The sequence below is a fragment of the Vibrio sp. 1978 genome, from assembly GCF_033344345.1.
The window spans coordinates 1-592 of the sequence record NZ_JAWPOP010000742.1 but is presented as its reverse complement, the minus strand read 5'-3'; the positions used below and the strand labels follow the sequence as shown (position 1 = coordinate 592).

The window sequence follows — 592 nt, the reverse complement described above, 5'->3', positions numbered from 1 at the left end:
CGGATATTCGTCGTGAGAACAACTTAAAATCCGATACCTTATGGGTTGGTCAAAAACTTAAGATCACCGTAGCAGTGAAAGATAAACCGATTCGCAAGCACAAAGTCGCGCGAGGGGAATACCTTGGTAAGATTGCGTCCAAATATGGCGTGAGTGTTGCGAGTATTCGCCAAGCAAACAACTTGCGCTCGGACGAGCTTGCTGTTGGGCAAGTCCTGATCATTCCAAACAAATAAGTAAGTGAGCTTCTAACTCATTATGACGATAAAAATTTTGCCAGCTAGGCTCGCCAACCAAATTGCGGCAGGGGAAGTGGTCGAAAGACCTGCCTCTGTCATCAAAGAGTTGGTGGAAAATAGCCTCGACTCTGGCGCAACCCGAATCGATATCGATATCGAAAAAGGCGGTGCCAAGCTTATTCGTGTTCGTGACAACGGAAAAGGGATTGCGAAAGATGAGCTCGGGCTGGCACTCAGTCGTCATGCAACGTCTAAAATCCATACCTTAGATGATTTAGAAGCGATCATGAGCTTGGGCTTTCGTGGAGAGGCATTGGCGAGTATCAGTTCCGTCTCTCGTCTTACATTAACCT

At 47.0% G+C, this 592-nt stretch carries 2 protein-coding genes; both read left to right on the top strand.

Going from position 1 to position 592, the window contains the following annotated elements; genetic code table 11:
- On the top strand, positions 1-236 hold a 236-nt coding region (locus tag R8N49_RS28860), incomplete at its 5' end, for a LysM peptidoglycan-binding domain-containing protein (RefSeq protein WP_318190667.1).
- 22 nt (positions 237-258) lie between these two features.
- The coding region (gene mutL / locus R8N49_RS28855) for a DNA mismatch repair endonuclease MutL (RefSeq protein ID WP_318190666.1) at positions 259-592 on the top strand (334 nt) is incomplete at its 3' end.